The 19,657-nt window shown below is 69.8% G+C and carries 20 protein-coding genes and 1 riboswitch; of the genes, 12 read left to right on the top strand and 8 right to left on the bottom strand.

Annotated elements, in window-relative coordinates; genetic code table 11:
- Positions 1-2,565, bottom strand: coding sequence for an aminopeptidase N (gene pepN, locus ACFWYW_RS28150; RefSeq protein WP_379615033.1), 2,565 nt, complete (start codon positions 2,563-2,565; stop codon positions 1-3).
- Positions 2,566-2,656: 91 nt separating this feature from the next.
- On the opposite strand from pepN, the gene ACFWYW_RS28155 reads away from it, so the two are divergent.
- The 3 genes from ACFWYW_RS28155 to ACFWYW_RS28165 are packed head-to-tail and all read left to right on the top strand — an operon-like array spanning position 2,657 to position 6,057.
- Complete coding sequence (locus ACFWYW_RS28155) at positions 2,657-3,277, top strand: DsbA family protein (protein WP_379615035.1); 621 nt, start codon at positions 2,657-2,659, stop codon at positions 3,275-3,277.
- Positions 3,278-3,287: 10 nt separating this feature from the next.
- Positions 3,288-4,628 carry a DUF2254 domain-containing protein gene (locus tag ACFWYW_RS28160; RefSeq protein WP_379615037.1) on the top strand — a complete coding sequence of 447 codons (1,341 nt, stop codon included), beginning with the start codon at positions 3,288-3,290 and terminating at the stop codon, positions 4,626-4,628.
- Between the two features lie 25 nt (positions 4,629-4,653).
- Entirely contained in the window at positions 4,654-6,057 is a 1,404-nt protein-coding gene (locus ACFWYW_RS28165) for an aldehyde dehydrogenase family protein (protein WP_379615039.1), read from the top strand.
- Between the two features lie 420 nt (positions 6,058-6,477).
- Here the strand turns inward: ACFWYW_RS28165 and ACFWYW_RS28170 are convergent, their stop codons facing one another.
- Positions 6,478-6,954, bottom strand: coding sequence for a ribose-5-phosphate isomerase (locus tag ACFWYW_RS28170; RefSeq protein ID WP_379615041.1), 477 nt, complete (start codon positions 6,952-6,954; stop codon positions 6,478-6,480).
- Positions 6,955-7,054: 100 nt separating this feature from the next.
- On the opposite strand from ACFWYW_RS28170, the gene def reads away from it, so the two are divergent.
- From def to ACFWYW_RS28185, 3 genes are all read left to right on the top strand, one after another.
- The gene (gene def, locus ACFWYW_RS28175; protein WP_379615043.1) at positions 7,055-7,540 is read left to right on the top strand and encodes a peptide deformylase; all 486 of its coding nucleotides are present in this window, start codon (positions 7,055-7,057) and stop codon (positions 7,538-7,540) included.
- Positions 7,541-7,550: 10 nt separating this feature from the next.
- Complete coding sequence (locus tag ACFWYW_RS28180) at positions 7,551-8,279, top strand: SDR family oxidoreductase (RefSeq protein WP_379615044.1); 729 nt, start codon at positions 7,551-7,553, stop codon at positions 8,277-8,279.
- A gap of 379 nt (positions 8,280-8,658) precedes the next feature.
- Positions 8,659-9,378 (top strand): hypothetical protein, encoded by a 720-nt coding sequence (locus ACFWYW_RS28185; RefSeq protein ID WP_379615046.1) that lies wholly within the window; start codon positions 8,659-8,661, stop codon positions 9,376-9,378.
- Positions 9,379-9,579: 201 nt separating this feature from the next.
- On the opposite strand, the gene ACFWYW_RS28190 is transcribed toward ACFWYW_RS28185, so the two are convergent.
- On the bottom strand, positions 9,580-10,806 hold the full coding sequence (locus ACFWYW_RS28190) for a GNAT family N-acetyltransferase (protein WP_379615048.1): 1,227 nt from the start codon (positions 10,804-10,806) through the stop codon (positions 9,580-9,582).
- Between the two features lie 118 nt (positions 10,807-10,924).
- Here ACFWYW_RS28190 and ACFWYW_RS28195 point away from each other — a divergent pair, with 118 nt between their 5' ends.
- A complete protein-coding gene (locus tag ACFWYW_RS28195) occupies positions 10,925-12,040 on the top strand; it encodes a PP2C family protein-serine/threonine phosphatase (protein ID WP_379615050.1) in 1,116 nt (371 codons plus the stop codon).
- A 331-nt stretch (positions 12,041-12,371) separates the two neighbouring features.
- Here the strand turns inward: ACFWYW_RS28195 and ACFWYW_RS28200 are convergent, their stop codons facing one another.
- Positions 12,372-12,974 carry a response regulator transcription factor gene (locus tag ACFWYW_RS28200; protein ID WP_379615052.1) on the bottom strand — a complete coding sequence of 201 codons (603 nt, stop codon included), beginning with the start codon at positions 12,972-12,974 and terminating at the stop codon, positions 12,372-12,374.
- 154 nt (positions 12,975-13,128) lie between these two features.
- Here ACFWYW_RS28200 and ACFWYW_RS28205 point away from each other — a divergent pair, with 154 nt between their 5' ends.
- Positions 13,129-14,436 (top strand): M50 family metallopeptidase, encoded by a 1,308-nt coding sequence (locus ACFWYW_RS28205; protein WP_379615054.1) that lies wholly within the window; start codon positions 13,129-13,131, stop codon positions 14,434-14,436.
- 5 nt (positions 14,437-14,441) lie between these two features.
- Here the strand turns inward: ACFWYW_RS28205 and ACFWYW_RS28210 are convergent, their stop codons facing one another.
- Positions 14,442-14,942 (bottom strand): DinB family protein, encoded by a 501-nt coding sequence (locus tag ACFWYW_RS28210; RefSeq protein ID WP_379615056.1) that lies wholly within the window; start codon positions 14,940-14,942, stop codon positions 14,442-14,444.
- An 11-nt stretch (positions 14,943-14,953) separates the two neighbouring features.
- Between ACFWYW_RS28210 and ACFWYW_RS28215 the strand changes: the two genes are divergently transcribed.
- From ACFWYW_RS28215 to ACFWYW_RS28230, 4 genes are all read left to right on the top strand, one after another.
- On the top strand, positions 14,954-15,322 hold the full coding sequence (locus tag ACFWYW_RS28215; RefSeq protein WP_379615058.1) for an MmcQ/YjbR family DNA-binding protein: 369 nt from the start codon (positions 14,954-14,956) through the stop codon (positions 15,320-15,322).
- A gap of 76 nt (positions 15,323-15,398) precedes the next feature.
- The gene (locus tag ACFWYW_RS28220; protein WP_379615060.1) at positions 15,399-16,070 is read left to right on the top strand and encodes a GAP family protein; all 672 of its coding nucleotides are present in this window, start codon (positions 15,399-15,401) and stop codon (positions 16,068-16,070) included.
- Positions 16,071-16,128: 58 nt separating this feature from the next.
- On the top strand, positions 16,129-16,524 hold the full coding sequence (locus ACFWYW_RS28225; protein WP_379615062.1) for a YbaB/EbfC family nucleoid-associated protein: 396 nt from the start codon (positions 16,129-16,131) through the stop codon (positions 16,522-16,524).
- Positions 16,521-16,859, top strand: a complete 339-nt coding sequence (locus tag ACFWYW_RS28230; RefSeq protein WP_379615064.1) for a hypothetical protein — start codon at positions 16,521-16,523, stop codon at positions 16,857-16,859. Before ACFWYW_RS28225 ends, ACFWYW_RS28230 begins: the two co-directional genes overlap by 4 nt.
- Here ACFWYW_RS28230 and ACFWYW_RS28235 read toward each other — a convergent pair.
- The 3 genes from ACFWYW_RS28235 to ACFWYW_RS28245 are packed head-to-tail and all read right to left on the bottom strand — an operon-like array spanning position 16,854 to position 19,477.
- Positions 16,854-17,420, bottom strand: a complete 567-nt coding sequence (locus ACFWYW_RS28235) for a type VII secretion system-associated protein (protein WP_379615066.1) — start codon at positions 17,418-17,420, stop codon at positions 16,854-16,856. The genes ACFWYW_RS28230 and ACFWYW_RS28235 overlap by 6 nt on opposite strands.
- A complete protein-coding gene (locus ACFWYW_RS28240; protein ID WP_379615068.1) occupies positions 17,417-18,469 on the bottom strand; it encodes a hypothetical protein in 1,053 nt (350 codons plus the stop codon). Before ACFWYW_RS28240 ends, ACFWYW_RS28235 begins: the two co-directional genes overlap by 4 nt.
- 54 nt (positions 18,470-18,523) lie before the next feature.
- On the bottom strand, positions 18,524-19,477 hold the full coding sequence (locus tag ACFWYW_RS28245) for a coiled-coil domain-containing protein (protein ID WP_379615070.1): 954 nt from the start codon (positions 19,475-19,477) through the stop codon (positions 18,524-18,526).
- A gap of 6 nt (positions 19,478-19,483) precedes the next feature.
- A riboswitch (cyclic di-AMP (ydaO/yuaA leader) is annotated at positions 19,484-19,621 on the bottom strand.
- Positions 19,622-19,657: the final 36 nt, after the last annotated feature.

Genomic DNA, 19,657 nt, shown 5'->3' on the forward strand with positions numbered 1-19,657 from the left:
TCAGGAGGCGGCGGCGTCCGTGGCCCGGTTGCGCAGCGCGCGCCGGACCCCGTCCTCGCCCTCCAGGATCATGCGGCGCAGTGCCTGCGGCACGTCGCCCCCGGCCAGGTAGGCCTGGACGGCGTCCAGCGTCTCCTGCTCGACCTGAAGCGCGGGGAAGCAGCCCACCGCGAAGCCCTGCGCGACGTCGAAGCTCCACTCCTTGTAGACGCGGCCGACCTCGGCGAAGTACTTCTCCCTGAACGGCGCCAGCAGCTCGGGGTGGTGCGGGTCCTGGAACCCGCCGACCGTCGTGCGGAAGACGGCGTTGGCCAGTTCCCCACCCACGATCGCGGTCCAGGCGGCCTGCTTGGCCTCGGGCGTGGGGATCGCCGCCCGGCACAGCGCCGCCGAGCGCTCGCCGGTCGCGGTGGCGTCGCGCTCGAGCTCGGCGGCGATGTCCGCCTCGCCCAGCCGCCGGCCGGAGACCAGCGCGTGGATGAGCGTCCAGCGCAGGTCCGCGTCGACGGTCAGCCCATCCGGTACGGCGGAGCCGTCCACGATGCCCGCCAGCACGTCCAGATCACCCTGGCCGACGGCGACGCCGGCGAAGGCCTGCACGTAGGCCAGCTGGTAGTCCGAGCCCGCCTCGGCCCCGGCGATGAGCTCACGCGCCATCGTGGCCAGCTGGGCCAGGCCCTCGGGCCGCCAGGCCGGGTCGGCGTACTGCTGGACGGCCAGGCGCGCCTGCCGCAGCACCGTCTGCAGGACCGTGAGGTCCTTGACCGTGCCGCCGCCGGAGACGACCAGCTTGACGTAGTCGCGCGTGGACATCTCGCCGTCGCGCGTCATGTCCCAGGCGGCCGACCAGCACAGGGCCCGCGGCAGCGAGTCGGCGAACTTCGTGATGCCGCCCTCGACCAGCGTGCGCAGCGACCGCTCGTCCAGGCGGATCTTGGCGTACGTCAGGTCGTCGTCGTTGACCAGCACCAGGTCCGGCTGCTGCTCGCCGACCAGGTCGGCCACCGCGGTACGGGCGCCGACGACGTCGAGCTCGACCCGCTTGGTCCGGGTGAGCACGCCGTCCACCAGCGAGTACAGGCCGATCGCGACGCGGTGCGAACGCAGCGTCGGGTAGTCGGCCGGAGCCTCCTGCAGTACCTCGAAGCTCTCGAACCGGCCGTCGGCCGACACCGTGAACGAGGGGCGCAGCGTGTTGACCCAGGAGGTCTCCAGCCACTCCTTCGACCACGACGACAGGTCACGCCCCGAGGTGCGCTCCAGGGCGCTCAGCAGGTCCTTGAGCTCGGTGTTGCCCCAGGCGTGGTCCTTGAAGTAGTCGCGGACCCCGGCCAGGAAGTTGTCCAGGCCGACGTAGGCGACCAGCTGCTTGAGCACCGAGGCGCCCTTGGCGTAGGTGATGCCGTCGAAGTTGACCTCGACCGCCTGCATGTCGACGATGTCGGCGGCGATCGGGTGGGTGCTCGGCAGCTGGTCCTGGCGGTAGGCCCAGGACTTCTCCACGTTCGCGAACGTCGTCCACGCGCCCTGGCCCCAGCGGGTGGCCTCGGCCTGGCACAGCACGGACATGTAGGTGGCGAACGACTCGTTCAGCCACAGGTCATCCCACCAGCGCATGGTGACCAGGTCGCCGAACCACATGTGCGCCATCTCGTGCAGGATCGTCTCGGCGCGGCGCTCGACCACGGCGTCGGTGACGCGGGAGCGGAAGACGTAGTCCTCCAGGAACGTCACGCAGCCCGCGTTCTCCATCGCGCCGGCGTTGAACTCCGGCACGAACAGCTGGTCGTACTTGCCGAACGGGTAGCGGACCCCGAACACCTTGTGGAAGAAGTCGAAGCCCTGCCGGGTGACCTCGAGGATGTTGTCGGCGTCGAGGTGCTCGGCCAGCGAGGCCCTGCAGTAGATGCCCAGGGGGATGCCGTCGTGCTCGGCGGTGACCTTGTGGTACGGCCCCGCCACCAGCGCCGTGATGTAGGTGGACATGACGGCCGTGGCCGGGAACACCCACTTGCTGTCCGCGTGGACCGCGCCGTGCTTGCCGCCCTCCTGGGGCAGCGGCTCGACGTTGTCCGCCGCGGCGTTGGAGACGACCTCCCAGTCGGCCGGCGCCAGCACGGTCAGCTGGAAGGTGGCCTTCAGGTCGGGCTGGTCGAAGCAGGCGTACATCCGGTGCGCGTCGGCGGTCTCGAACTGGCTGTGCAGGTAGACCTTCTGGTCGACCGGGTCGACGAACCGGTGCAGGCCCTCGCCGGAGCGCGTGTAGGCGCAGTCGGCGTCGATGCGCAGCTCGTTGCTCTCGGCCAGGCCGTCGAGCGGGAAACGTCCCTTCTCCGCGTCGTAGGCGGCGGCGTCGAGGTCGACGCCGTTCAGCGTCACCTGGCGCACGCGCGCGTCGTGCAGGTCGATGAACGTCGAGGCGCCCGGCTGCGCGTTGAAGCGGACGGTCGTCACGCTCTCGAATCGTTCTTCGCCTTCGGTCAGGTCGAGCGCGACCTCGTACGATTCGACCTTGAGCAGCCGGGCGCGCTCGCGTGCTTCGTCCCGGGTAAGGTTCCCTGCCAAGTTCCGCTCCTTCTACACCACTTCATCGGGGTTTGCCGGAATCTTCCCATGATGGGAATAGCCTTCATTCCCCTCCAGGTTATGACCCTGCGTGACTGAGAAGACTCCTGTAGATCTCTGGTTCGATCCTTTCTGCCCCTACGCGTGGGTCACCTCCCGGTGGCTCACCGAGGTGGCGCAGGTCCGGCCCATCGAGATCCGCTGGCACATCATGAGCCTCAACGTGCTGAACGAGGGCAAGGATGTGTCCGAGGCCTACCGCGAGCAGATCGCGCGGGCCATCGAGCCGGTCCGCGTCGTCGCCGCGGCCAGGCAGAAGTACGGCGAGGCCGCCGTCGGCCCCCTGTACACCGAACTCGGCACCCGCCTGCACAACGAGCGCGGCATCAAGCGCCTCGGCAAGCTGCGCGAGCTGGTCGAGGCCGCGCTGGGCGCCGCCGGCCTGGACCCCGAACTCGCCGCCGCCATGACCTCCGAGGAGTACGACGACGACGTGCGCGCCTCCCACGACGAGGGCATCGGACTCGTCGGCCAGGAAGTCGGCACCCCGGTCATCCGCGTCGGCGCCAACGCGTTCTTCGGCCCCGTGATCACCTCGATCCCGCGCGGGGAGGACGCCGGCCGCCTCTGGGACGGCGTGCGGCTCGTGACCGAATTCGAGGACTTCTTCGAGCTCAAGCGCACACGTACCAAGGAGCCGGTATTCGGGTAGAACCCCCTGCGTGGGACGGTTCGGGGGAATCGGCGCCTACCTCTCGCTGAAGCCGCGTGGGGAGCGCCTGCGGGACACGATCTGGTTCGTGCCGCTGCTGATGATGTCCGGCGCCTACCTCGGCGCGTACGCGGTCGAGGAACTGCAGGTGGCGCTGGAGCGCAGCACGGCCGCGCAGGCGCTCCTGGAGGAGCTGGAGCTGCACCAGTTCACGTTGCCCGCCGACGCCTCGCTCCTGAGCGACCTGAAGGAGGGCGTGAAGGGCAGCCTCTCGACGCTGACCGGCGCGCTGATCAGCACCATCACGCTGCTGATCTCGCTCACGCTGGTCGCCGTCCAGCTCGCCTCCTCCCAGCTCGGCCCGCGCCTGATCGGCGACTTCCTGCGCAACCGGGTCGTCCAGGTCACCATCGGGCTTTTCCTCGGCACCTGGATCTTCGGCAACCGCACCACCAGCTCCATGAGCCGCGACGTGGTCATCCCGTCGCTCGGCCTGTTCGCCACCCAGTTGCTCACCGGCGCCTGCCTGGTGATGCTCGTGCTGTTCGTGCAGGCGGTCGTCAGCGAGGTCCGCATCCCCGTCGTCCTGCCCCGGCTGGTACGCGAGGTCGACTGGCTGCTCCACCGCGACTTCGAAGGCGAGCCGGCGGAACCGCCCGCGGCGGAGGGCAGCGCGATCCTGGCCGCCCGCTCCGGCTACCTGGACCTCGTCCACGACCGCCCGATCGTGCGATGGGCGGTGCGCCGCGACACCGTCGTCACGCTCGTCCACCTGCCCGGCACGTTCGTCATCCAGGGAACGCCCGTGGCCGTCACCTCCACCCCGGTCACCCTCACCCGCGGCGACCTGCGGCGGATGGACCGCTGGATCACCCTGTGCCCGCTGCCCCGCACCGGCTCCACCGTCGTCGGGCCGGTCAACCGGATCGTGGAGATCGCCCTGCGCGCGCTGTCGCGCGCGATCAACGACACCAACACCGGGCTGGCCTGCGTCGAATGGCTCGGCGAGGCCTTCCGCCGGCTCATCCCGATCCCGGCCGAGCCAGAAGGCCGCACCGACCGGCGCGGACGGGTACGCCTGGTCACCTGGCGCACCGACACCGCCAGACTGGCCGAGCACGCCTTCGGGATGATCCGGGTGTCGGCCAGGGACAATCCCGTGGTGCTGGTGCGAATCCTGCGAGTTTTCCAGGATCTCGGACATCTGCCGCTTTCCACGGCGCTTCGCCGTACGCTGCTGGAAGAAGGTGACCGGGTCCTGGCCACGGCCCGCACTCACGTCCAGCCGGAATGCGACGTGCGAGCGGTGGAGCAGGCGCACCACGTGATGTGCCAAGCCCTCGCAATGTGACGGCGGGCGCGCGAGGATGGGGGCTATGCGTCAGCTCTATATCGGCGGTGCCTGGACCGCTTCCGCGTCGGGAGAGGCGATCGACGTCGTCAACCCCGCGACAGAGGAGATCATCGATCGGGTGCCGGCGGGAGCCCCCGACGACGTCGAGGCTGCCGTCAGAGCCGCACGCGCGGCCTTCCCCTCCTGGTCGGCGACCGGCGGCGGTGAGCGCGGCAAACTGCTGGCCGCAGCCGCCGACCTGCTGACCGAGCGCGCCGGGGACATCGCCCAGACCATCGCCACCGACATGGGCGCGCCGCTCGGCTTCGCCCTGAAGGTGCAGACGCTGATGCCGGCGGGCGTACTGGCCGGTTACGCCGAACTCGCCGAAACCCACCCGCGCGAGCAGCGCGTGGCCAACTCCCTGATCGTCAGGGAGCCCGTGGGGGTCGTGGCCGCCATCACCCCGTGGAACTACCCGCTCCACCAGATCATCTGCAAGGTGGCCCCGGCCCTGGCCGCCGGCTGCACGGTGGTCCTGAAGCCCAGCGAAGTGGCCCCGCTGGCCGCGTACGCGCTGGCCGACATCTTCCACGCCGTGGGCCTGCCGCCGGGCGTCTTCAACCTGGTCAGCGGTCGCGGCCCGATCGTCGGCGAGGCCATGGCCACCCACCCCGAGGTGGACCTCGTCTCCTTCACCGGCTCCACCATCGCCGGCCGCCGAGTGGCCTCGCTGGCCGCCGAAACGGTGAAGCGGGTCGCCCTGGAGCTGGGCGGCAAGTCCGCCAACATCATCCTCCCGGACGCCGACCTGCGCGCCGCGGTGAAGGTCGGCGTGGCCAACTGCTTCGTCAACTCCGGCCAGACCTGCTCGGCGTGGACCCGCATGCTCGTCCACCGCGACCAGTACGACGAGGCGGTAGGCCTGGCAGTGGAGGCGGCGGCCAAATACACCGTCGGCGACCCCTTCGACGAGAACAACCGCCTGGGCCCCCTGGTCTCGGCCGCCCAGCGCGACCGCGTCGTCCACTACATCAACCGAGGCCAGGAAGAGGGTGCCCGCCTGGTGTACGGCGGCACCGAACCCCCCCACCCCAGAGGCTTCTACGTGGAGCCCACGATCTTCGCCGCGGTCTCGCCCGGGATGACGATCGAGCAGGAGGAGATCTTCGGCCCGGTCCTGTCGATCATCCCGTACCTGTCGGAAGACGAGGCCGTCCAGATAGCCGACGGCACCAAATACGGACTGTCCGGCGCGGTATGGGCCGGCACGGAAGACCGCGCCGTGGCGGTAGCCCGCCGCCTACGCACCGGCCAGGTAACCATCAACGGCGGCCCCTTCAACCCCCAGGCCCCGTTCGGCGGCTACAAACAATCCGGAATCGGCCGAGAAATGGGCGAACCCGGCCTGGACGAATACCTGGAAACCAAAAGCCTCCAACTCTGACCCACCACACCCCCTCTCACCACCACAACCCGCCCCACACGAGACACCGCTGCCCAACTCCTTGCGACACCCTCCGACGCACCCCCTGGCGCCGCCGTGCTGGGAGGGGGCCAACGGTCTCAAGCGCCGCCTAACAGCCGCCGCCTTACGGCGGCGCACCCCCGCGCTTTTCCCGGCGCCGCGCGGTGGGATGGGGGTCGGTGGTGTGCGGCGCCGTCTTGCGGCGGGCGGGGTGGGGCATGGTGGGTGGGCAAGGGCGGAGTTGTTACGGCGGGCGGCCCCGTGAGCCCTCACGACCATCGCTCGACAGACCCCAGCGCACGACGGCGGGGCGGGCAAGCCAGGCCTCGCCGTAACACAGCAAAAGGCCCGTAACAGACACCTCGCCGCAACACGGCAAGAACAGCAGAAAAAGTGCCGCTACGCGCTGTCGGGGAGGGCTGGCAGCTGGCCGATGGTTTCGTAGGTTTCGAGTTGGGCGATGCGGCGGCTGTGGCGCTCGGCGCCGCTGAAGGTGGTGGTGAGGAAGACCTCGACGAACCGGGTGGCCTCCTCCGCCGTGTGCATGCGCGCCCCCACGCCGATCACGTTGGCGTTGTTGTGTTCGCGGGCGAGCTGGGCCGTCTCCTCGCTCCACGCCAGCGCCGCGCGGATGCCACGGACCTTGTTGGCCGCGATCTGCTCCCCGTTGCCGGAACCGCCGATGACGACGCCCAGGCTGCCCGGGTCGCCGGCGACGCCCTCGGCCGCGCGCAGGCAGAACGCCGGGTAGTCGTCCTCCGCGTCGTAGACGGCGGGGCCGCAGTCGATCACCTCGTGGCCTTTGTCCTTCATCCAGGACACCAGGTGGTTCTTCAGCTCATAGCCGGCATGGTCGGCACCGATGTAGACACGCACCGGACCAGTCTTCCACACGGTCCGCCACGGCAGGCCGCACCTGACCGCGCGCTGGCTAAGGTAATCAGCGTTCGTCTACGGCAACCCTTACGGAGCATCCATGCGTGAGATCCGCGTGATCGGCGACCCCGTCCTGCGCACACCGGCCGAGCCGGTCGGCGACTTCGACAGGGAGCTGCGCAAGCTGATCGACGAGATGTTCCAGGCCATGTACGCGGTGGACGGCGTCGGCCTGGCCGGTCCGCAGATCGGGGTGTCGCGGCGGCTGTTCGTGTACGACATCAGCGGACGCAAGGGCCACATGGTCAACCCGGTGCTGACCGTGGACGACCCCGCCCCGGTCATGGATGAGGAGGGCTGCCTGTCGGTGCCGGATCGTACGACCGGCAAGCCCCAATACGCCCAGACCCCCCGCGCCGCCGGGGTCACCGTGGAGGGACTCGACCGCCTGGGACGTCCGCTGCGCGTCAAGGCCCGCGGCTCCCTGGCACGCTGCTTCCAGCACGAGACGGACCATCTGGACGGCAAGTTGTACATCGACCATCTGTCCAAGGAGGCCGCCCGCAAGATCATGCTGCAGGCGTAGGTTTGTCACCATGACTGATCTTTCGGGCAAAGGAGCATTGGTAACCGGTGGTTCGCGCGGCATCGGCCGCGCCGTCGTCGAACGCCTGGCGGCCGACGGCGCCCAGGTCGTCTTCACCTACCGCGGCGACGCGGACGCCGCCCGCGAGGTGTCGGAGTCGACCGGAGCCCACGCCGTACAGGCCGACCAGGGCTCGCGCGCCGACCTGGACCGGCTGTTCGCCGAGGCGGAGAAGATCCTCCCCGGCCTCGACATCCTCGTGAACAACGCCGCGGAAAGCACCCCCACCCTCATCGGCGACATCGACGACGAGGCGTTCGACCGGGTCTTCAACGTCAACGCCAAGGCCACCTTCCTCGCCATCCAATGGGCCGGGCGCGTCATGCGCGACGGCGGCCGGATCATCAACCTCTCCACCCTCAACACCGCCATGCCCGCCCCCGGCCTGACCCTGTACGCGGGGAGCAAGGCGGCGGTGGAGCAGTTCGCCAAGGTCGCGGCACGGGAGCTGGGCGGACGCGGCATCACCGTCAACGTCGTCTCCCCGGGCGCGACGGACACCGACATGCTCCGCTCCACCAACCCACCCGAGGCCCTGGCCACGATCCCCGCCTACACCGCCCTCCAACGCCTTGGCGCCCCCACCGACGTCGCCTCCGTGATCGCCCTCCTCTGCAGCCCCGACGCCGCCTGGCTCACCGGCCAAAACCTCCTCGCCACGGGGGGACTGTTCCTCTAGCTCCGTGTAGCGGCTCTGTTCCTGTTACGGGCCTTTTGCTGTGTTACGGCGGGGCCTGGCTTGCCCGCCCCGCCGTCGTGCGCTGGGGTCTGTCGAGCGATGGTCGTGAGGGCTCACGGGGCCGCCCGCCGTAACAACTCCGCCCTTGCCCACCCACCATGCCCCACCCCGCCCGCCGCAAGACGGCGCCGGGCACCACCGACCCCCATCCCACCGCGCGGCGCCGGAAAAAGCGTGGGGGTGCCGCTTCACGAGATGCCGCCGTGCCGTCGCGCGTGGCGCTCAACAGATGGCGGGGCCGATCTCGTACGTAGTGAACAAATCGGGTGGCTTCCGCATCTCAACTTACCGATCGATACCACCGTCAGGAGGAGCCACAGTGGATACCCGCCAGGAATGCCAGGTGTGGCCTGGTCCGACCCGCAAGGCCCGGGGGCTGCCGACCGCAGTGATCGCCTTAACGACCGTGATCGGCTTGACCACGCTCGCACTTACCGGGAACCAGGCTCCGGCTACAGCGAGCGTGGCTGCGCACACGGCCGTCAAGACAGCCATCCCCAAGGGTTTCCTGCTGTATGAGAGCAAGGCGGCGAGGAAGAGGCTGGAGAAGAAGGTCGTCCGCACACGCATGCAATGGAAGGTCAGTGACCGCCTGGAAGAGCCATTGCTGATCGACCCTTGTGCTACGGGAAAGCGGACCGACAAGAGTCGCCAGTCCGCGCGTACCATCACGGGGCGTTCGGTCACGTGGGACGGCGACTACTCCGAACAGGTGATCGTCTACCGCGATGAGATGGCCGCACGCGCGGCTATGAAGGGCCTGCGCTCGGACCTCCGCCGGTGCGCCAAGCGAAACCGCAACCACTTCACCTACCGGGTAAAGGCCACAGGTATAGGGGACGAGGCGTTCATGGTGAACATGTTCAAGGTCGCCTCAATAGATGCGGCCACCGTCATGCGCCAAGGTAGGACCGTGGCCATCTACGCCCTTCCGGGCAGCGGTGACATCCCGGGCGATCCTCCGAAGTGGCGGGAGGCCGATTACGGAGGACTCGAGGCCAGGAAGATGGCGAAGAAGCTCAACGACAATCCGCTTTGAGTTCGCCGCTTGGTGGGGGGTGGCGGGTCAGTGGGGTTGGGGGGTGGGGCGTTTGGGGTCGCGGCGGGGGGTTTCGTCGCGTAGGGGGCGGCGGTCGGCTGATTCCTGTTGTTCCTTGCTCGGCCGTGACACGTCTCGCGCGCGCATCGCGGTGATCGCGGTGATTTGCAGGCTCTGCAGTGCCATGCCCCCGACCCTACGTCAGAAGACCATCCCCGCCCACGGCTTCGGGCTCCACGACATGGCCGTGGCCAGCGTACGGACCGTGCCGGGCGTGTGTTCCGACAGCAGGCCCGCCTCCAGCAGCGTGGTCAGCTGGCCGTCGCCCAGGTACGCCGTGCCCAGCGCCGACGCCGGCAGCGTGATGTCGGCCGGCTCCTCCGTCGCCTTGCAGGAGGCGCTCGTGGTGTCGGCGGTCAGCCGCCAGCGGCGGGCGTTCCACTCGCACACGTCGTCCTCGACCTCGATGACGACGTCCACGGGCGCCGAGTAGGCGCGAGCCGCCAGCGCCTTCTCCACGTCCACCACCCGCACCCACAACTCATCGGACCACCCGGCGCGCAACTGGCGCGGGTCGGCGAGGAGCGCGGTGATCGGGTCGTCGACCGCGATGCCGGCGGTGACCTTGGTGACGAGGTCGCGGTCCAGGATGCTGCGCCACAGCGCGGCGTGCGCGGCGGGGTCCTTGGCCTCGATCTCGTGGAGTTTCAGTTCGCCGTTCGGGATGCCGTCGTCGTCCCAGGACGACTTGATGCGGAACAACGCATATCCCCGTACGCCGCCGTCGTCCTCGGCCAGGACGCAGCGCAGGGTGCCGTTGCCGCCCTGGTCGGCTTCCTCGTCGGCCAGGGCGCCGTTCCAGAAGTGCTCGTTCCTGGCGTAGCGGCCGGGGCGGCGGGTGATGACCTCGGCGAGCACGTTCTCCAGCTGCTCGCGTACGTCGGCCGGCCTCGCCACCCGCAGCCGCAGCTCCGGGTCGGAAGGCGCGTCGCGCTTGAAGGCGGCGCCGGTCTTGTTGATGGACACGCTGAGTTCCGACGCGGCCTTGCCGTACCCGTAACGGCCGTAGATGGCCGACTCCGAGGCGTAGAGGGCCGCTACGGCCTCGCCCCGTTCGTGCACGTCGTTGAGCTGGCGGCGCATGAGTGAGGTGAGCAGTCCGCGGCGGCGGTGGGAGGGGAGCACGCTGACGGCGGTGACGCCCGCGACGGGCAGCGTTCCGCCCGGGATGGTCATGGTCAGGCTGAAGACGGCGGTCACGCCCGCCACGGTGTCGCCGTCGAAGGCCGCGAGCGTGCGGGGGAGTTCGGTCTGGGCCTTGAAGCGCTCGTTCTGCACTGGGGCGGGGGTCCAGCCGAAGCCTTCGCCGAGTACTCGTGAGTACGCGGACCACTCGGACTCATCGATGGGACGGATCGGGTACGTCATCCGTCCACCGTAAGAGCGGGCAAAGGGGTAGGGCCACCCAATATCCGTTCGTAATGATCAAGGCGTTGGTCAAGTGGGCTGCCCAAACGGGTATGAGACCGATACAGTCATCCGCATCATGAGTTCCCGTCCGGCGCCGCTGATCCCGCCACGGCTCCGCGCGCTCCTCGTGCGGGTGCCGTTTCTGGTGCCCGTTGTCCGGTTCCTCAGGCGGGGACCGCTGGCGCGTGACCGGAATCTCACGATCACCCTCAGTTTGCTGACTCTGGTCGTCGGAGGTCTGGCCGCCCGGGTGTCGACGGAGTGGTTCTCGCCCTCGCTGCTGATCCTCATCACGCTCGTGGGCGGGCTGCAGCTGCGGCTGCGGAGCCTGGCCAAGCTGCTGGTAGTGGTGGCCGTGGCGCTGGGGTACATCGCGATCACGCTGGGTGTCGGCAGGGTCGGGCTCGGGCTCATGGTGACGATCGGGTTCACGACCGTGCTGGCCGTGCTCATGGCGCGTACCCGCGGCAAGCTCGGCGTGCAGGGCCTGCGCGGCGACGCGATGCTGCTGGAGCTGCGCGACCGGCTCAAAAGCCAGGGCGAGCTGCCCGCGCTGCCCAAGGACTGGGGCGGCAAGGTCGTGCTCAAGCAGGCCGGAGGCTCCTCCTTCGGCGGAGACTTCCTCGTCTCGATGCGCGACGGCGACAACCTGGAGATCGCGCTCGTGGACGTCTCCGGCAAGGGCGTCGACGCCGGCACCAGGGCGCTGCTGCTGTCCGGGACGTTCGGCGGGCTGCTCGGCTCCGTCGACGACTTCCTGCCCGCCTGCAACACCTACCTTCACCGCCAGCGCGGCGACGAGGGCTTCGTGACGGCGGTGCACGTACGCATCAATCTGGCCACCGGCGCCTACACGATCACCTCGGCCGGGCACCCGCCCGTGGTCAAGCTCGACGCGGGCACCGGCGGCTGGCAGGTGGCCACGGCCAAGGGCGTGGTCCTGGGCGTGGTGCCCGACCTGCACTGCGAGCCGGACAGCGGCGTGCTGCGCAAGGGCGACGCGCTGCTGCTCTACACCGACGGGCTGATCGAGCAGCCGGGCCGCGACATCGACGCGGGTCTGGACCGCCTGCTGGGCGAGGCCGAGCGGCTGCTGCCCAACGGCTTCCGTGACGGCGCCCGCGCGCTGGTCAACTCGATGTCGTCGGGACACAACGACGACTGCGCCCTGGTGCTGATCTGGCGGCCGTGACGTTTCACACGGGTGACCCTGTGTGCTCTTTCATGCGCAGATGGTGTGCGCGGTCACTGGCAGGGGCCGGTGGCGGCCTGAGATTCTCAGAGGGTCGATCCCCCCATGCCGCGCGGAAAGAGGCGCGGCTCCGCTGAGAGCAGCTCAAGATCCCCGGGTCCCGGGGGAGCGGCGCGGTTCCGCCGGGGCCCGGCCAGAAGCCAGGTGGCCCCGTGGTCGCTCGCGGGCCGCGCGTCCGTGGTCGGTGTGGCCAACGTGGGGGAGGCCGCCGCCGTACCCGGCCGCGGGCACCGGCCGGAGCCTCGGCTGGTGTGCCACCTGCGGAGATCCTTCAGAGCCAGCCTGAGTCGCTGGCGATGCGGACCGCGTCGAGCCGGTTGCGCGCGCCGGTCTTGCACATGATGCGCGACAGGTGGTTGCGCACCGTCCCCACCGAGAGGAACAGCTGATCGGCGATCTCCGTGGACCGCGCTCCACCGGCCGCGATCCGCAGCACGTCGAGCTCGCGCCGGGTCAGGGGGTTGGCCGCGGACTCCAGCGCCGCGACGGCCAGGTCGGAGTCCACCGCCCGCCGGCCGGCCGCGATCTGCCGCACGCCTTCGGCCAGTTGCTCGGGACCCACGTCGAGGCTCATGAACCCGAGCGCGTGCGCCGCGAACGCCCCCCGCACCTGCCCCGCGTTGGGGTGGGCGGAGACGACGAGCACCTTGCAGCCGGGCGCCTTCTCGTGCAGCCGGGTGGTGACGGCGAGCCCGCCGCCGGGCAGATCCAGATCGATGACGGCCGCCGCCGGCAGGTGCGTCAGGGCTTCCGGCACCACGTCCTCGCCGTTGCCGAGCTCGGCCACGACCGACAGGTCTGCCTCGGCTTCCAGCGCGGACACCAGGCCTCGCCGTACGAGCGGCAGGTGTTCGGCAACGAGGATCCGGATCAACGTGCTCCCTTCGTCATACCCCAGGGTGATCGTGCGACTGCGCACTGTCAACGCAGTCTGTCGATTCCGCAAAGCGTGCGCAAGCCATTCAGGTGTGGAGACTTCGACTACTCTGGGGCTGTCAAGACCTTCCGTGACCCTGGAGCGCCCCTAGATGATCTGGCTCACCATCGCGGGATTCGCCTTGTTCTTCGTTGGCCTGGCGGCCTCCATCGCGCTGCACGAGCTCGGCCACATGGTCCCCGCGAAGATTTTCGGGGTGCGGGTGACGCAGTACATGGTGGGCTTCGGGCCGACCCTGTGGTCGAAGCGGAAGGGCGAGACCGAGTACGGGGTCAAGTGGATCCCCCTCGGCGGCTACATCCGGATGATCGGGATGCTGCCGCCGCGTCCGGGTGACGATCCGACGAAGCTGCGCAAGGCCTCGACCGGGCCTTTCCAGGGGCTCATCGACTCCGCGCGCGACATGGCGCAGGAAGAGGTACGGCCCGGCGACGAGAACCGGGTCTTCTACCGGAAGAAGTGGTGGCAGAAGGTCATCATCATGTCCGGCGGCCCGCTGATGAACTTCGTGCTGGCCTTCGTCTTCTTCGCCATCGTGCTGATGTACTTCGGCGTTCCCGTCCACAAGCCGATCGTCTCGCCGATGACCACCACCTGCGTCATCCCGGTCGCGGAGAAGCGCGCGGAGTGCAAGCCCGGTGACCGGCCCACCCCGGCCGCCCAGGCGGGCCTGAAGGTGGGCGACGAGATCGTCGCCTTCAACGGCGTGAGGATCACCTCGTGGGAGGACGCGACCAAGAAGATCCGCGCGCACGGCGCGGGCGCGGCCAAGCTCGGCATCACGAGGAACGGCCAGCCGATGACGCTCGACGTCAACCTGATCGCGCAGGACCGGCCGAACCTGGAAGACACCAAGAAGATCGACAAGAATGTCGGCTTCCTCGGCGTCGCCCCCACCGAGGTCTACGAGACGCAGTCCATCGGCGCCGTGGCCGGGCACATGGTCAGCCTGACGGGACAGGTGGCCAAGTCGCTGCTCAACCTGCCGGAGAAGATGGTCGGCGTCTGGCACGCCGCGTTCTCCGGCGAGGAACGCGACCGGCAGGGCCCGGTCGGCGTCGTCGGCGCGGGCCGGATGGGCGGCGAGATCCTCGCCTCCGACCTGCTGTCGGGCCAGGAGAAGATCGCCACCTTCATCAACCTGCTGGCCGGCTTCAACCTCGCGATCGGCGTCTTCAACCTGATCCCGCTGCTGCCGCTGGACGGCGGCCACATCGCCGGCGGCCTCTGGGAGGGGCTCAAGCGCGCCTTCGCCCGCGTCTTCCGCCGGCCTGAGCCCCGTCACGTGGACATCGCGAAGGTGCTGCCGCTGACGTACGTGCTGGCCATGGTGATGATCATCATGGCCGGTCTGCTCGTCTACGCCGACCTGGTCAACCCGATCCGCCTGTCCGGCTGAGGCCCCTACTCGCCCGTGGTCCCGTCGATCCGCTCGCGTAGCAGGTCGGCGTGGCCGTTGTGGCGGGCGTACTCCTCGATCATGTGGAAGTAGACCCAGCGCACCGACACCGTCAGCGGCTCGCGGGTGCGGTGCACGACCCCGTCGAGCGGCACCCCCGCGGCGGCCTCGCGGGCCGCGGCCATCTCGCTCTCCCACATCTTGAACGCCCCCGCCCGGTCGTCCTCGTCCACGCGGTCGAAGTCGGCGTCCGGATCCTCGGACGTGACGTAGATGAACGGCAGATCGTTCTGCCCGCCGAGCCGGCGGCGGAACCAGCCGCGCTCCACCTCCGCCATGTGCCTGATCAGCCCGAGCAGCGACATCGTGGACGGCGGCAGGGCCCGCGTCCGCAACTGCTCGTCGGTGAGCCCCTCGCACTTCCAGGCCAGTGTCTGCCGGTGGTAGTCGAGGAAGCCTTCCAGCGTGCTTCGCTCGTCGCCGTCCACGGGTGGTTCGATGCGCATAGCCTAAGACTATGGACCAGCTGGAACGCCTGCGGAACCTCTGCCTGGACCTGCCGGAGACGACGGAACGGCTCAGCCACGGCGAGCCCACCTGGTTCGTGCGGGACAAGAAGACGTTCGTGACGTTCGCCGACCATCACCACGACGACCGGCTCGGCTTCTGGTGCGCCGCGCCGCCGGGCGTGCAGCAGGAACTGGTGGCGGAGGACCCGGAGCACTACTTCCGCCCGCCGTACGTGGGACACCGCGGCTGGCTCGGCGTCTACCTCGACGTGGACGTCGACTGGGCCGAGATCAAGGAGATCGTCACCGACGCCTACCGGATGATCGCCCCCAAGACCCTGGTCAAGCAGCTCGACGCTCCCACCGGTCCGCCCTAGTAGGCAGAAAGGTGTAGACCGGATTGGCTCGCGCGTAGGAGTCGGGGCGCCGGTCGCGGCGGCAGGATGGGTGACCATGACGACAACAGTCCTCCTGACGTTGGTGGGGCTCGCCCTGGTGGACAGCACGAGTTTCGGCACGCTCGGTGTGCCTTTGGTGATGATGCTGGCCTCCGACCGCAGGCAGGTCGGCCGGATGGTCATCTACCTGGCCACGATCACGCTCTTCTACTTCCTGGTGGGCGTGGCGCTCATGCTGGGCCTGTCGGCGTTGCTGGAGAACTTCGGTGACGTCTTCCAGAGCCGTACCTTCCTGTGGGTGCAGTTGGCGGTCGGTGTGGGCCTGTTCCTGCTGAGCTGGCGTTTCGACTCCAAGAAGCAGAAGAAGCAGTGGGAGCCGCGCCTGGGCGGACCGGGCACGATGGTGTCGCTGGCGCTGACGATGGGTGTGGTCGAGGTGGCCACGATGGCGCCCTACCTGGCCGCGATCGGCATCATGACCGCCTCCGGGCTGACGCCGATGCAGTGGGGGCCGGTGCTGGCGGGGTACGTGCTGGTGATGGTGCTGCCGCCGCTGGCCCTCATGGCCGGGCGCGGCCTGGCGGGCGACTGGCTGGAGCCGAAGCTGGCCAAGCTGCGCGACTGGATCCTCAGGAACGCCGCCTCCATGGTCGGCTGGACGCTGGCCATCGTGGGCTTCCTCATCGCCCGCGACGCCGCCGCCCGCCTGTTCGGCTGGCTCCAGTAGCCGTTGTTCACCCGTATGGGGTGGTTCGCGGCCGCATGGGGGCGATAGAGATAGATCCATGTACGAGAACGGGCACCCCATCGGCGAGATGCTGACTCAGGCCCTCCAGGCACTGGAGCGGGCGGAGGAAGCGCCCGCCGACGCCGTCTTCCAGGTCGACGGCGCGGCGGCCGACGGGCAGGTGCGGGCGGTGGCCGGGCCGGACGGACGGTTGCACGAGCTGCGTCTCAACCCCCGGGTCATGCGCATGGCCTCGGAGGACCTCGCGCGGGAGATCCTCACCGCGGTCAACGCCGCGCTGGACGACCTGCGGGAGAACGTGCCGGGACTGGAGGCGGCCGACCCCCGGCGGCTCGCCGAGACGATGGGCGGAACGCACGACATCGTGCTGGGGCGGCTGGCGGAGTTCGCCGACGGGGTGGAGCTGGTCGTGCGCCGGCTGGAGGAGCGGTGAACGGGTTCGATCGGGGGCCGGACGTCTCCCACGCCGACCTGCGCGGCACCGGCGCCGGGCTCGGCCAGACCGGAACGACGTGGCTGGAGGCGGTGGCTGAGCTGCGCGCCGGCCTGGAGGGAGAAGGAGACCCCTGGGGCGAGGTGCCCGCGACCATGGTCAAGGCCGCCTACCTCGAGGTCACCAGGAAGGCGCTGGAGGTCTGCGAGGCGCTGGGGGAGCGGCAGGTGACCTCGGGCGAGGACGTGCGGTTCATGGAGGCGAACTACCAGGCCGCCGAGCGGCGCGGCGAGGAGGAGGCCGCGCGCGTCAGGCGGCTGCTGGAGCGGTCATGACCGGCGTAGTTCCCCGGGGCCGAGGAGCACACCGGCGGGTCCTTCCGGGTTGACGACGACGCCCACGTCCGCGGGCAGGAGCGCGACCAGATCGCCCCCGCGCAGACGCTGCCAGTCCATGGCCCCGTCCGGCAGGGTCTCCGGCAGGTGGGCCTGAGCCGTGTAGGCGAACGCCGCCCGGCCCTCTCCCGTGTCGAACACCGGCACCCCGCCGCCCGGCCCGGCGGCCACGATCACCTCCGCCGCCAGCAGCAGCGGCACGATGTCGTCGCCGGTGGCGTAGCCGGTCGAGGCGAGTTGCAGGGCCCGGTCGAGCGGGTCGGTGGGCTCGGGGTGGCCCAGCGCCACCGGCGAGGGCCGGTATCCGGCGTTGTGCCGGAACTCGCCGGTGATCTCACCGCGCGCGTCGACCTGCCAGGCCCCGATGATCCCGTACGGCGGGACCTGCCCACCGGGGTCGAAGAACGGGTCGATCGCGTACATCCAGGTCCCCGGGCTCTGCCGTGCCCGCCGCCGCAGCTCGTCGGTGATCGGCGGCGGGGGCGGTGGGACGTCGTTCACGGCGATCCTCCGGGGAAGGGGTCGTAGTGCGGGTTGCGGATGAAGTTCTGCGGCGTTTTGGGCACCCCTTGCGGCCAGGCGCCGGTGATGTATCTCCGGTGCACCCCGCCGGGGAAGGCGATCTCGCGCTCGTGGGACAGGTGGCTCGCGGCCTTCAGGGTGTCCTGGACGTCGATGCCGCCCGGGGCGTCGACCTCGTAGACGAAGCGGCGCGGGACGGTGTTGTCGATGTCCATCCGCGTGCTGGTCCCGACGAAGGCGGACGGCCTGGACTTGAGCACGTGGTCGGACAGGTTCGTCATCGACGGGTCGCGCGGCAGCAGTCCCCGCTCGAAGATCTCGTCGGGAGACCTGTCCTCGGCGCGGTAGACCGGGGGGCGGTCCCGCCGCCAGATCGGGTACGGCGTGATGGACGAGACGTCCACGCTCTTGTCGGCCGCCGACTCGAGGTGGTTGCCGGGGCCGCGCACGGGCGTCGGCGGCCGCTTGCCGGGCGGGATCGCGCCGGACCCCGTCTTGGAGGCCGGCTTGCGCAGCAGCGCGGACGCGCGTCCGAACAGGCGCAGCGCGCTGCGTTCCAGCAGTTCGACCATCCGGCGGATGATCTCCCGCGCGGCAGTCCTGGCGCCGCCCACGACGGGACCCACGGCGGCGAGCGGGGCGCCGGCGGTGGGGCCCGAGGCGGCGACCAGCCGCGACAGGTGCAGGGCGAGCCGTATGAGCAGGACGATCAGCGCCACCTTCATGGCCAGCACGATCATCGCGGAGATCTGTAACGCGCCGCCGATGAGCAGCGCGGCGGTGACCGCGTCGCCGGTGCGGGCGGAGGTGTCGCGCCACTCGCCGTCGAACGCCCGCACGCCTTCGCCCTCGTTGCGCGCGGTGGTCTGGGCGGCGTGCGTGGCCGCGGCCGAGGAGACGCGCACCGCCGTCATCGCGAAGGAGATCCACTGGGTACCGGCCGCGTGCAGCCGGTCCTCGTCGACGAGCGGCCACGAGACGACGATGTTGAGCAGCATGGCCAGCCCCGGTGGTGGCTGCAGCGCCACGGTGCCCCCCTTGCCCGGTGATCACATCCGAGGGGTCACACTACTGGGGCGCGCTCACTGCATGGAGATGTGCGGGTGGTCGAAGTGGTTCTCGGTGATGCTGCCGCGGTCGCTCATCGCCCGCCATCCCGATCCCATGTTGATGCGCTGCTTCCAGATCACGTACTTCACGCCGAAGCGGTTCTTGTTCTTGATCGCCCAGGCCGCGATCTGGTCGCCGAGCGCCTGGTTGGCGGCGGTGGGCATGGAGCCGCCGGTGCTCATCATGAAGTCGCAGGCCCGGCCGAGCGGGTGCTCGCCGCCGCCGCCCGAGCGGTAGCAGCCGACCTCGAAGGGCAGGTTGAAGGTCTTTTTGATCTCGTCGCGGATGATCCGCATCCGTGAGGTGATGTTGTCGGAGCCGGAGGGCAGCTCGGGGGCCCAGGATCCGTCGTTGCGCTTGCCGGTGCCGTACGGCATGAGGTCCTGGAGCTTGTCCTTGATGTCCTTGATGACGCCTTCGGCCTCGTCGCGCTCCTTGGCCACCTCGTCCGCCTGTCCGGCGATCTGGGTGGTGAGCGCGGCGGCCGCGTCCGCGGCCTTCTTCTTCTCGTCGCGGGCGGCGGCGACGCCCGCGATGACCGCCTGCTCCTCGTCGGTGAGCTGCTCCAGTACGGCCGCGCCCGGCGCGTCCGGCGTGTACAGGAAGCCGGGCAGCGTGCCGCCGCTGCCCTGGTAGCGCAGCTGGGCGATCTCGGCCACCCGCCGCTCGGCCTCGACCAGCGCCGTCTCGGCGGTGGCCAGGCGCGCCTGGGCGGATTTCTCCGCCTCCTTCGCCTTGGCGAGTGCCACGCGCTTGCCGTTGTAACTCTCGATGAGCTTGTCGACCTGGGTGTTGAGCTTCTTCAGCTCGGCCCGCAGCTGCTTCTCGCCCGGCTTGGGCGCGGCGTGCGCGCTCGCCGGGGTGAACGCCACAGCTGCGGCGGTGATGAGACCGATGGCCAAAGTCGCGGGGGACGCAACCGCCACGTGGGGGATTCCTCTCCATCTGCCGGCCGGGTTAGCTGACGGGTTCGGGCTGGGAGATGCCCTACCACCGAAGTGGATTCACCCCAGGTGAGGCTGGGTCCCCGGCTCCCGGGCAACACGCCCGGGATTAGGCGGCAACGGCTGTGACAACCGGTGCGTGAGGGATATTAGTAGTAAATG

This window comes from Nonomuraea sp. NPDC059023 (assembly GCF_042740095.1).
Taxonomy (GTDB): Bacteria; Actinomycetota; Actinomycetes; order Streptosporangiales; family Streptosporangiaceae; genus Nonomuraea.

Bases quoted from the DNA above. Each gene is read 5' to 3' on its own strand.
- ACFWYW_RS28165 (WP_379615039.1), top strand. From the start codon at position 4,654: ATGCGTCAGCTCTATATCGGCGGTGCCTGGACCGCTTCCGCGTCGGGA.
- def (WP_379615043.1), top strand. From the start codon at position 7,055: ATGCGTGAGATCCGCGTGATCGGCGACCCCGTCCTGCGCACACCGGCC.
- ACFWYW_RS28180 (WP_379615044.1), top strand. From the start codon at position 7,551: ATGACTGATCTTTCGGGCAAAGGAGCATTGGTAACCGGTGGTTCGCGC.
- ACFWYW_RS28190 (WP_379615048.1), bottom strand. From the start codon at position 10,806: ATGACGTACCCGATCCGTCCCATCGATGAGTCCGAGTGGTCCGCGTAC.
- ACFWYW_RS28195 (WP_379615050.1), top strand. From the start codon at position 10,925: ATGAGTTCCCGTCCGGCGCCGCTGATCCCGCCACGGCTCCGCGCGCTC.
- ACFWYW_RS28205 (WP_379615054.1), top strand. From the start codon at position 13,129: ATGATCTGGCTCACCATCGCGGGATTCGCCTTGTTCTTCGTTGGCCTG.
- ACFWYW_RS28210 (WP_379615056.1), bottom strand. From the start codon at position 14,942: ATGCGCATCGAACCACCCGTGGACGGCGACGAGCGAAGCACGCTGGAA.
- ACFWYW_RS28215 (WP_379615058.1), top strand. From the start codon at position 14,954: ATGGACCAGCTGGAACGCCTGCGGAACCTCTGCCTGGACCTGCCGGAG.
- ACFWYW_RS28220 (WP_379615060.1), top strand. From the start codon at position 15,399: ATGACGACAACAGTCCTCCTGACGTTGGTGGGGCTCGCCCTGGTGGAC.
- ACFWYW_RS28225 (WP_379615062.1), top strand. From the start codon at position 16,129: ATGTACGAGAACGGGCACCCCATCGGCGAGATGCTGACTCAGGCCCTC.